At 50.8% G+C, this 10,958-nt stretch carries 8 protein-coding genes and 2 pseudogenes; 1 reads left to right on the forward strand and 9 read right to left on the reverse strand.

All coding sequences use genetic code 11. From position 1 onward, the window contains the following. Nucleotides 1–262: 262 nt before the first annotated feature. Together BFL40_RS14400 and tnpC are read right to left on the reverse strand one after the other, a co-directional pair. Nucleotides 263–925, reverse strand: a complete 663-nt coding sequence (locus BFL40_RS14400; protein WP_071484631.1) for a DUF2625 domain-containing protein — start codon at nucleotides 923–925, stop codon at nucleotides 263–265. A gap of 30 nt (nucleotides 926–955) precedes the next feature. Beyond that, nucleotides 956–1,632: pseudogene (tnpC, locus tag BFL40_RS14405) on the reverse strand (IS66 family transposase); the annotation flags it as partial. A gap of 178 nt (nucleotides 1,633–1,810) precedes the next feature. On the opposite strand from tnpC, the pseudogene BFL40_RS33000 reads away from it, so the two are divergent. Then, nucleotides 1,811–2,028: pseudogene (locus tag BFL40_RS33000) on the forward strand (IS3 family transposase); the annotation flags it as partial. An 85-nt stretch (nucleotides 2,029–2,113) separates the two neighbouring features. On the opposite strand, the gene fliD reads toward BFL40_RS33000, so the two are convergent. The 7 genes from fliD to BFL40_RS14435 all read right to left on the reverse strand — a co-directional run. Beyond that, on the reverse strand, nucleotides 2,114–3,514 hold the full coding sequence (gene fliD, locus BFL40_RS14410) for a flagellar filament capping protein FliD (RefSeq protein ID WP_071484632.1): 1,401 nt from the start codon (nucleotides 3,512–3,514) through the stop codon (nucleotides 2,114–2,116). Nucleotides 3,515–3,744: 230 nt separating this feature from the next. After that, nucleotides 3,745–5,175, reverse strand: a complete 1,431-nt coding sequence (locus BFL40_RS14415) for a flagellin N-terminal helical domain-containing protein (RefSeq protein WP_071484633.1) — start codon at nucleotides 5,173–5,175, stop codon at nucleotides 3,745–3,747. 230 nt (nucleotides 5,176–5,405) lie between these two features. After that, nucleotides 5,406–6,722: a flagellar hook protein FlgE gene (flgE, locus tag BFL40_RS14420; RefSeq protein ID WP_071484634.1), complete on the reverse strand. Its 1,317-nt coding sequence runs from the start codon at nucleotides 6,720–6,722 to the stop codon at nucleotides 5,406–5,408. Nucleotides 6,723–7,279: 557 nt separating this feature from the next. Further along, nucleotides 7,280–8,026, reverse strand: a complete 747-nt coding sequence (locus BFL40_RS14425; protein WP_071484635.1) for a response regulator — start codon at nucleotides 8,024–8,026, stop codon at nucleotides 7,280–7,282. Between the two features lie 166 nt (nucleotides 8,027–8,192). Continuing rightward, the gene (locus BFL40_RS33745) at nucleotides 8,193–8,540 is read right to left on the reverse strand and encodes a hypothetical protein (RefSeq protein WP_139213537.1); all 348 of its coding nucleotides are present in this window, start codon (nucleotides 8,538–8,540) and stop codon (nucleotides 8,193–8,195) included. A 700-nt stretch (nucleotides 8,541–9,240) separates the two neighbouring features. Beyond that, nucleotides 9,241–10,302, reverse strand: coding sequence for an ATP-binding protein (locus tag BFL40_RS14430; protein ID WP_071484636.1), 1,062 nt, complete (start codon nucleotides 10,300–10,302; stop codon nucleotides 9,241–9,243). Then, a partial coding sequence (locus BFL40_RS14435; protein ID WP_071484637.1) for a response regulator occupies nucleotides 10,299–10,958 on the reverse strand: 660 nt, incomplete at its 5' end. The genes BFL40_RS14430 and BFL40_RS14435, both read right to left, overlap by 4 nt.

Below are 10,958 nucleotides of genomic sequence, written 5' to 3' on the forward strand. Positions count from 1 at the left end.
ACAGGGGTTTTGTTTTGGGCGGTCGAAAAGTGTTAGGCACTAACGACGACGCGAACTAGCCGAAGCTCCGAACTCTTCGCGTCGCGTATTACCTGAAAGCACCCGCCAATCCAAACTCCTCCCTTAATCACCACCAGCCACGAAAGCTGGTTGATTGGCTTTGCGTCGTCTTTGATGGTGAGCGTCCGGTAATTACACATTCAACATTTTAAATGTCTGTGCGTTACCAGCCCACTTTGAATCGCTGCCAGCCTACCTTACTTTAATTAGGCGTGATCGCGGGGGCCTGCAACTGGCCGGCTAATGTGCAGTTCAAATCATACTGTTCAGCCATGCTGACAACCCTGCGCGCGCTTATTGCCACTGAGCCCTCTTGTGTCCATAGGAATGGGTAGAAAGACACGCATTGATCACCGCTCACACGCTGAATGTCGTCGTGCCAGGATTCCCAACGTAGGTCCTCATAGAAGGCCGCCGTACGATTGCTCACAGCCCATTCTAAGAAGGCGGTATAACCGATGCCCAATGGCTCCCAAAGCAGATTATCGGGCGCCCAGTAGTACACCGCTCCCACATCATCACCCAAGCCGCCGCCGTTGATGGAAAAGCATCCACCTGTCGCGTCATCTGCCACCAGCAGATGCCCTTGCGCCCGTCCCTCGCTCCATCCCGCCAGGGTTCTTGTGAGTTTTTGGTGGCCTGAACCAAGAATACGAAGCCAGCCATGATCAATCAGTATCCCGCCAGTCTCAAATGCTATAGCCCCCAAAGTCGACTTGGTCGTTACCTGTAGCTGTAGGAGGACGCTGGTGTTTTGAGGTGAGGGGGCAAGCAAGTCGTAGGGGCGGTCGGCCTGCTCCAGCATCTCCCGTATGGAAATCATGGCTGGGTCATTAATTTCAACCAAATCTTCTATGCATTTCATTAGCCAATCCTTGATAGCAAGAATTCTAAGTTAGGCGGACACCCACTGATGCGGCAGCAACTGTTCGATCTCGCTAGACCGTTGCATCGGCAGCCGCATCAGTACATCGTTGAGATAGGCATACGGATCATGTCCATTCATGCGCGCCGACCGGATCAGACTCATGATCGCGGCTGCCCGTTTGCCGCTGCGAAGCGACCCGGCAAACAACCAGTTCGAGCGTTCGAGTGCCCATGGCCGTATCTGGTTCTCAACCTGGTTGTTGTCGATGGGCACAGCCCCATCGTCCAGGTAGCGCGTCAGCACTACCTAGCGTTTAAGGCTGTAATCCAACGCTTTGATCCATTGGGCACCAGATCTCGCTGGGCTAACATCCAGTCATGCAGCGTTTTGATTATCGGCGCTGCCTTTTCCTGGCGTATTCGCCAGCGATCCTCATCGCTCATGTCCCGCGCTTGGCGTTCAATTTCGTACAAGCCGCCAATCGAGTGCAGTGCTTGTTCGGCCAACTGGCTTTTATTCGCGACGTGCAGATCGAAAAACTTGCGGCGGGCGTGAGCCATGCAGCCTATTTCGGTCATGCCTTTCTCGAACCCGGCTTTGTAGCCAGCAAAGTCGTCGCACACCAATTTTCCGTTCCAGGAACCGAGGAAGTTACGCGCATGCTCGCCCGCTCGGCTTGGACTGAAGTCGTAAACCACGGCCTGTTCGGCCAAAGCGCGCAGCTGTTCCGGTGTCATCTGGTCGAGATTGGGTGAGGAAGTCATGCCGTTGATTGTGCCAGAGCAGGCGTTCAGCGGCGATAAACCGATAGGCTAATGGCAGGTACTAGAGCACTGTGATCGAGCCGCCCGCGCCGACCCGCTGCCAAGGCAAACCCAGTACCAACCTGGATCATATGCCTACAAACAAGCGACACTCGGTCGAGCGGCCGGATACTCCGAGCATCTTGAGTCGAGAGTTTGAAGTGCCAGCACCCAACCAGGTCTGGTGTGGCGGTATCCCTACATCTGGGCTCAAGAGAAGTGGCATTGCCTGGTTGTCGAGCAAACCGCGTTGGACATGGCTACGAGCAGCGTGGCAGGCCTCAGGGACTGCTGTTTGCCCCGGCTCAGGCCGATAAAAAACTTAACGTCGTGTCCGGGATTAGTTAACCATTATAAAAACGAGGGATGCTTCAGATCTTCCCTAACTGTTTGATTTGTTGTTCAGGGCATTAAGCGTTCCTAGCATATTAATGCTCTGTTGGCGTAGCTGAGCAACGAGAGAGTCCATTGCCGCATATTTACTCGTAAGACTAGACTGTAGTCCAGCTATACGCTTGTCTAAAGTAGACTGTTGCTTGGTAAGGTCGTTAAGTTTGTAGGATAAGGAGTCCGAGCGGCCTGCTAGTATTCCAGTGGTGGGTTTGGCGTAAATGTCGGTTGCTATCGAGAGGCGTGCCAGTAAGCCGCTCTTGCCATTAAATATACTGCTGATATCGGCGGCATTGGTTAGAATTGCTTTGTTCCAACTTTTATCATTTATAGACAGCGAACCAGTCGTCTTGTCGGTTAGGACCCCAAACTGTGCCAGCGATTTGAGTGTCCCTGTACTCGATAATAAATTGAGCTCCTTGCGAATGACTGATTGTAATGTGCGCATCGTTGTATCACCAGACAAGGTCGCCGCTACAGGGCGCCCCGCGGCATCGATGGTCACTGCAGTTTCAGCTTTTATCACCTTCAGTAATGCGTTGTACGTATCAATAAAACCCTTGACCCCCGACTTTAGTGCGGAAGTGTTGCTCTCTATTGAAATAGTTAAAGGTGTGCGAGTCGCGTTTGGGGAGGTATCACCAGTGCTGACCAGCGGCGAGGTTGTCAGTAATTTAATGCTCACGCCACTAATGGCATCGTTAATATTGTTGGACTTCGATTCGGAAGTGAACCCATCAATAGTGTATTTGGCATTCTGTGGTGAATTGATTACTTTGTAACCAGTGCTGATGACCGAGTTGCCCGACATAGTTATGTCCGAGCCCACTCCGCCATTGATTGATGTCAGGACTAACCGGGAGCCGTTTGAATCGGTGAGGATGTTGGCGCCTAATCCAACGCTGGAAAACTGCGCGTTAATCGAGTCCCGTACCCGTTGCAGGGTTGCACCGGGAGGAATGCTGAGGTCGAAATTCTTACCTGACTGCGAAATGGTCAATGTGGTAGTTTTATCTGTTTTGTTAACGACCGTAGTCTCTCCGCCTGCAAAGTTCGTTGTCGATAACTTCGAAGGTTGTGCTAACTGTGAAACGATCAGCGAAAATTTTCCGTTAGTGGCGCCAGTGCCCAATGTCATTGTGGCGACTTTTTCATCCGATGACGCGCCAGTCAAACCGCTAAAGCTGTTGTCGCTGCCCATAGTAGTCAAGGCGCCACGAAAGGCATCCAATGCTGCTTTAACTTTACCGATTGATGAGAGTGTAGCGGCAACATTTTTCGACTGCGTGTTAATCTGGTCCTGCTTTGGAAGTTTCTCGGCGTTCACCAAAGATGTCACAATCGCTTGTATATCGATACCCGAGCCAACACCACTAATGGTTGTACCCGCCATGGTTTTTCTCCTTGTCAGCAACAGCCTCTATCGCGTTCGACGAGGCACCATGAAACTAAGGTTAAAGAAATATTAGTTGGGGCGACCCTTTCAATTGATGTAGTGGCTGATTTTAAGAAAGGTTAGTCGTGTCCCGATCTAAGTCGGGTGAAAGAGACGGAGCTGTCATTAAGTGCCAGTCAACATCTCTTCCACCTCAATATGAAACGTTTAGCTATTAAGCACTGGCATTATTGAAGTAGCTTAAGAACAGCTGCTGGCAGTTGGTTTGCTTGTGCCAGGATAGCTGTAGCCGCTGACTGCAACGTCTGTTGCTTGGTTAACTCGGCTGTTGTAGCTGCGAAGTCAGTGTCTTGTACGGTAGAGCGTGCGGCGGTTGAGTTCTTCTGAATATTCTGCAGGTTGTCGACGGTAGTGGTCAGACGGTTCTGAGTGGCACCCAAGCCCGAGCGAACGCTATCTATAGTGCTGATGGCCTTGTCAATAACGGAAAGTGCGTTTTGCGCGCTAGTGGTGTTGGTAACATCGGTATCGGCAACAGTGGTTTTAACTGACGCAGCAGCAGTCGTTTTATCAGCTGCAAACAGTCCGGAAACGCCAGCGCCATTCAATGCATAGCCTTTGGCTGAGTCGAGAGAAACCTGACCTGTCACTTTCAAACCAGTAGCCAGCGCAGTGGGGGTACCCGAGTACGCGCCTGCACCGTTCTTAACGTCGACCCCTATAGCGGGGGCATTCTTATCGGCAGCGGTAAACTCCAGGGTTTCACCAGAATCAGACTTGACCGATAAAGTGTTTTTGCTCTGGTCGTAATTGACGCTGATGCCCAATTTAGCGGCGTTGGATTTCAACTGATCAGCCAGACCCGCAGTGTCAGCCACACCGACGAAATCTACAGATTGGGTGCCGACTTTTAGAGTGAAGCCAGCAGGAGCGGAGGCAGCAGCAGCGCCTACCGATAACTGAGCTTCAGTGGACGCTGTAGCAGTCAAGCCGCCTACAGCACCATTCATCTGAGCTGCGATGGTTTTAGCCGATGCACCTGCAGCAACAGTTACAGGAACGCTCTGCCCGTTACCGGTTACGTTGATGACGCCGCCTGCAACGCCAGCAGTGCTTGGAACGATGGCAACGCTTTTAATTTGCTGCGAACCAATGTTGTTGGCTGCCACGTTGTCCAGGCTCAGATTGATGCTTTCATTGGCGTTAGCGCCGACCTGAATTGACTTGGTCCCGAAAGAACCGTCCAGTAGTTTCTGACCGCCGAAAGTAGTGGTCTGAGAAATACGAGTTAGTTCCGACGTAAGCGCCTGAAATTCGTCGTTGTTCGATTTACGGTCTTCGGCGCTCAGGGAGCCAGTGGCAGAAGATAAAGCCAGGGTTCGCATTTTTTGTAGGATGTCAGTGGACGCCTGCATTGCACCTTCAGCAGTTTGCGCAATTGAGATGCCATCGTTCGCGTTTTTCACTGCTTGCCCCAGCCCATTGATTTGGCTGGTCAGTCGGTTAGCAATTTGTAGCCCAGCGGCGTCGTCTTTGGCGCTATTGATGCGCAGGCCGGAAGACAGACGCTGCATTGATGTCTGTAAACTGCCGTTAGCTTTACTCAGGTTATTCTGAGTGCTGAGTGACGCAATATTAGTGTTCACTGTTAAAGCCATGATTAAACCCTCGTTGACGTTAATGTAGATACTGCGGTATTTGTCCTCAGCTACAGTCGGACATTGTTAAAAAGATTCGGTATCAAAGTGCTGCTAATAAGATCGACCTATTTTTGTGAGGTTGACTTGTGTCGCACTCGAAAAATAAGCGGGAACGACCAGGTAATATACGAAGCAATTATTTTATAGAACTCTGTACTTACCTTGCGTGCTGTTATGTACCTGGGGTATCAGGTCATTTGCAGTAGCGTCTTTATGACTGTGTTTTCAGCCGCAATAGTCTTGGCGTTTGCTTGGTAGTTGCTCTGCGCCTTGATCAGGTCAACCAGTTCGTTAGTCAAATTAACATTTGAGTTTTCAAGTGAATTCGCTACGATTGAGCCCAAGGTCCCGCTCTGTGGCGTGTCGTAACCTGGCTGGCCAGACGCAAACGTTTCTTTCCAAGTTGTTCCGCCGGCAGGTTGTAGGCCTTGTTCATTATTAAAGGTGGCCAAGGACAGCTGGCCGATAGCTTTACTTTGCTGGTTACTAAAGTTCGCGAACAAAACACCATTGGCGTCAATTTTTAATCCGGTAATCTTGCCCGTCGCATATCCATCGGTCACCGGTGGGCTCCGATAACTTACGGAGTTGTACTGAGTGATGCTTCCTAAGTTGATGGTAATACCACCTGGATTTGCGACAGCGCCATTTGGGCTCCACACACCATTGGCCACGGTGCCGGGCTTCCAATCGGTAATAGTCAATTTGTTATTTGCCAGTGGTGCGGAAGCAGTGATGACACTGGATAGTTTTCCGGTAGCGTCGAACTTTATAATCGATGCCACAGGAGGGGATGCACCAGGCCCCGTGACGGGGGTGCCATTAGGGTTGCGCCCATCAATGAGGGTGTAGCTCCCCCATTCGTTAGCGTTGGTTTTCACAAAGTATTGCGCCATCGAGTGTGCATTGCCCTGCGTATCATATAGTGTGGTGTTGTACTGGGTAGTAAAAGAGCTGGGGTCGTTTGGATTGAATGGTTTAATTACTTGGTCGATCGCTTTTTCTGAGGATTTTAAGTTGCTGCTAGAGTCCACCTGAGTAGAGGCCTTGGGCGACAGATCGGTTAAACTGATCTGCAAATCGGCGAGTCCACCTTTGATGATTTTACCGTTAGCATCTGCCAAGTATCCTTGCAGTCGCGAAGTACCTGTGTTGTTGGTGATATAGCCATCTTTATCCGACTTGAAGGCACCGTTGCGAGTGTATTCCAGCGAGCCATCGCTACCTTTCTGAACAAAGAACCCCATCCCCTTGATTGCCATGTCTAACGTTGAACGGCCACCGTTGATATCTCCCTGGGTGAATGCCTGTGATACAGTGGCCAAGTTCACGCCATTACCGATGAGGTTTTGACTGTTGCCCAGCTTCGAAGCCGCATATATGTCTGCAAATTCAGCTCGGGAGGATTTGAAGCCTGTGGTGGCGACGTTCGCGATGTTGTTACCTGTCACATCCAGTTGCTTGCTGGATGCGTGCAGTCCGCTCAGGCCAATATTAAAAGACATATCAATTCCTTCTAGTACCGTTTCAGTCCGAAGCAGGGGGTGCTGATCTCGGAAAGATAAGTGTCCTTTCCACAACACCCTCGTTGTTTGCCAAAAAATCGTTCGGGCGACGATGTATGTAGGAAGCTTGCACAATGAGTATGGGGTTTCGTTGGAGGTTCTATGTGCGGACGATGGATTTTTAACATTTATTTCGCTGAGGGAGGCTATTTGAAGTGTCGGGCCTTTAAGTGAGTGCGTTGGTATGCCGGTTTGCACACTCATCATGATGAAAAGATACGGAAAAGAGCGCATCAGAGCGCGCGTTGCTTAAACTTGAATTGGCCGTTAGCCATGAGCTCGAGATGTCGGGCTCGGATTGGCGCCCCTCCACACCTTTTGTGTCCTTGCCTATAAAAGGTATAGTCAGGTTGGGGGGCGTGGCAGCGTTTCAAAACTTGTGTGTAGTAACCTGTTTTAAGTATTTTGTGATTTTATTTAATTCGCTCGCCGAGCTTAAAGTGCCGGTCAGCCAGACTATACGGGTGGGAAAACTGAAGTCATATTTCTTGCTCATGCTATTCAGTAGTTTCACATGCCCTTCCAAGCCTATAGCCAACGCCTCGAATACTGAACGGGACACCACGAATTCCAAGACCTTCAATTTTTTTACGCAGCTTACTCATATGGCTATCGACTGTCCGCTCCAGGCATTCACTTTCAGGGCAGCAGTTTGATAACAGCTCCGATCGGCTATATACTCTTTTCGGGACCTTTGCCAGTTGCGCCAGTAATTTGAACTCTGTCACTGTTAAATCCAGATGAGATTTGATGCCGTTGGTGCGTACAATGACTTCATGGTTTTTTACATTAACTTCAAGCGCACCTGCACGAATAATACTTTGCCCGTTAATGTTCCCATGCTCGACGTATCGCCGTAGGACTGCCTGAATGCGCGCGACGACTTCGTCCGGATTAAAAGGCTTAACAATACAATCATCGGCACCAATTCTAAGCGCTAAAAGTTTTTCCATCTCTTGATCTTGTGCAGTGAACATGATGACCGGCGTATTGCCTCGGTTGCGAATCTCGGTGAGGACCATCCAGCCATCCAGTTTGGGTATCAGCACATCTAGCAATACAAGCGCAGGCTTGAGAGTTCGATGCATTTCGAGGGCTCGACTTCCATCAATAGCGTGAGCCGTTCGAAAGCCTGCTCGTTTCAAATAAGTGGTCAAAATATCCGTGATTTTAGGATCCACGTCAGCAATTAGCACAAGCATTTGAGTGTCTACTACTTGGGCTCTCTGTTCAGTTTTGTCCATGACGTGTCCTGTCAATATTTCACGGAGGATTTGGGTGTGTTCATACTTTTTTGATGGATAGAAGTTCTAATGATCTGATCTGTGTTGAGACGCTTAAATTTGACTGGTTTGGTACGCACGCATGTAATGTTCAGTGCTTAGCGTCCATTAATGGAGAGCTGCATCGCTAGTGCCGGTAAAGAGGTGGGTTGTTAATTTTCGCCGCTTCAAGTAAGAACTTTAATGCTTTTGTACGATCAGGCCTGGTTCTACAGGCACTCTTATCATTAGGGTTCCATGATTCTATATCGAACTGCCCCAAGGCCAATCCGAGTTGATGAAGAACGCCAAGGGCTTGAGTTGAGTTTGTAAAGTTACGAAGCTCGCTTTTTCGTGCTTTGGAGAGCGTGGCGTTTTCTCCATTTCGGGTGTGAATCTGGATGACGAATATGCCACCTTGAGCTTTGATAACCACATTGTCGACATCGTCATTTTCGGCAGCGGTTCGCAACTGCTTTAGCGTGATTAAATTCATGTTTGTTTCTCTGGTGACTTAAAGTCTTGGGTGCGCTGGTTTAATTTATGCCTGAAATTAATTGTCAGTGCCCATCTTTCTCTTTACGTCGACGTGTCAGTTTTTTCGTGTACCGGTGTGCGACAGACGAATGTGTAACTATCTTCCACTGTGCTAGCAGTCGCTTGAGCCAACGGTGGATTTGTTATTTTTGCGGATCTTGCACCTTCTTTGTGGAGGAAGTGTGTGTGAATAATGAATTAATCGTGTAGTTGAGATATTTATAATGTTGATGCCCTTCATCGATCTGGCACTCTTCAATTTCAATACTTGCAGTCGTTAACGTTACGGGTTGTGCAAGTGCTCTCAGGCATGACCTGTTGACTGTTGTCATTGCGCTAATAATGCGAATTGGTTTGCGCGATATCATTAAGGGCGGTGTAACGCAGGCGTTGACGTGAGTTTGTATAGCGGTTGACATAAGTCTAAAGCATATACTTTACGTCAGTGGTGGGCGCCGCAGTTAAAGCACTACAGCTATTGCTGAAATAATCTGAGTGTGACCAGGGCTTTTCAACTTCTACCCGTGTGAGCTGGAAGATTTTGCGCGACAGCTCTGAGCACGATACAAATACCGTTGGTACCCAATAAAGCGAAGAGTCGATGTCAGGTGGTTTTCTTGAGTATCAAGAGAAGATGCATATTGTGATACCTGGTTATATCAGGCGTGCCAGCTGAGTTCGAACAGTGTGCCTCCGTTTTCCATTTTCCGGCAGGTCACGGCCCCGCCATGGGCGAGCGCAATCGCGCGCACCACTGCCAGGCCCAGACCGCTGCCTCCCTGGGCGCGGGAGCGGGAGTTTTCGCCGCGTTGGAAGGCGTCGAATATATGCGTGGCTAAGCCGTCGTCGATGCCGGGGCCGTCATCTATCACGCGCAGGTAATTGATGCGATCGCGGGTACTCAAGTGGACGATGACGTTACCCGGTGTCGCGTGCCTGCGGATATTGTCCAGTAAGGCTAGCAGGGCCTGGCGGATCCTGGCGGGGTCGCACCGCATCGTGCGACGTTGCAGGTCCAGTTGCAGCACGAATCCGGCGGCCGCCAGGCTCGGCTCGAACAACCTCACATCGTCTTCAATGCCGGTGGCCAAGTCGGCTTCCAGGAGGTTGAGTTCAAGGTAGCCGCTGTCGGCCAGGCCAACGACGCGCAAATCCTCGATCAAGCGCGTCAAGCCTTCTACCTGGCCCAGCAGGCTGTAGAACTGCGCGGTGTCCGGCTCGAATACGCCTTCGGCCAGCCCTTGCAGACGGCCGCGCAAGATGGTCAGGGGCGTGCGCAGTTCGTGGGCGATCGCCGCATTCCAGAACGCCTGTTCGTGCGCCATGTGCTTCAAGCGCTTGGCCATGCTATTAAAGTCCTCGACCAGGATGGTTGCCTCATCGATGGATTGGCCGCCAGCTACAGCTTGTACATTTAAATCCCCATCTGCCAGCTTGCGCAGATTCTCGGCTACAGAGTTCAAGGGCATTAAAATTCGTCGAGATAACTTAATGGCGACGACCAATCCGATCGCCAAGCTGACACATGTGGTCACACCTATCCACGCCCATTCAATGCTAGATGGCAACCAATCATCCGCGTCTTCGTTTGGAAGCGGCCAGTACGCCCATAGCAATGTATAAAAAACATAAGAGCCAATAACGGCTAATGCGATCACGCACAGCACCACTGCGGACATCGAAATGATGATATGACGGCTTAAACCACTGAGCATTTTCAAGCGACACTTCCAAACCGGTAGCCAACGCCCCTGATACTGGTCGGTACGCCCTGCAACCCAAGGTCTTCAATCTTACGACGTAATTTGCTGATGTGACTGTCGACCGTACGTTCCAGGCTATCGCTTTCCGGTGAGCACAAGACCAGCAGTTCGGCGCGGCTGAACACCCTTTTCGGCGCCTTGGCCAACTGGGCCAGCAACCTGAACTCCGTGACGGTCAGCGCCAAGGCAACGCTTTTGCCTGCAATGTTCACCGTCACTTCATGGCTTTCGATATCAATTTCAAATGCGTCCACCCGGATCATGGCGAGGCTGGTTCGGTCGTTGTTGGCGATGGAGCGCCTGAGCACTGCTTGGGTGCGGGCCACGACCTCTGCCGGGTTGAATGGCTTGACGATGTAGTCGTCGGCGCCGAGGCGCAGGCCCATGAGTTTGTCCAGGTCCTGGTCCTGCGCCGTGAGCATGATCACTGGCGTATTGCCGCGATGGCGCACTTCGGCCAGCACTTTCCAGCCGTCCACATGGGGCATCAGCACATCCAGCAGCACCAAGTCCGGCTTGAGCGTGTGGTGCATTTCCAGGGCGCGTCGTCCGTCGAGCGCGTGGGCGGTGCGAAAACCGCTGCGCTTGAGATAGGCAATCAGAATGTCCGCGAT

Source organism: Pseudomonas costantinii, assembly GCF_001870435.1.
GTDB classification, from domain to species: Bacteria; Pseudomonadota; Gammaproteobacteria; order Pseudomonadales; family Pseudomonadaceae; genus Aquipseudomonas; species Aquipseudomonas costantinii.

What these genes read in the sequence shown, in the direction of transcription:
- BFL40_RS14400 (WP_071484631.1), bottom strand. Translation starts at nt 925, where the DNA reads ATGAAATGCATAGAAGATTTGGTTGAAATTAATGACCCAGCCATGATT.
- fliD (WP_071484632.1), bottom strand. Translation starts at nt 3,514, where the DNA reads ATGGCGGGTACAACCATTAGTGGTGTTGGCTCGGGTATCGATATACAA.
- BFL40_RS14415 (WP_071484633.1), bottom strand. Translation starts at nt 5,175, where the DNA reads ATGGCTTTAACAGTGAACACTAATATTGCGTCACTCAGCACTCAGAAT.
- flgE (WP_071484634.1), bottom strand. Translation starts at nt 6,722, where the DNA reads ATGTCTTTTAATATTGGCCTGAGCGGACTGCACGCATCCAGCAAGCAA.
- BFL40_RS14425 (WP_071484635.1), bottom strand. Translation starts at nt 8,026, where the DNA reads ATGGACAAAACTGAACAGAGAGCCCAAGTAGTAGACACTCAAATGCTT.
- BFL40_RS33745 (WP_139213537.1), bottom strand. Translation starts at nt 8,540, where the DNA reads ATGAATTTAATCACGCTAAAGCAGTTGCGAACCGCTGCCGAAAATGAC.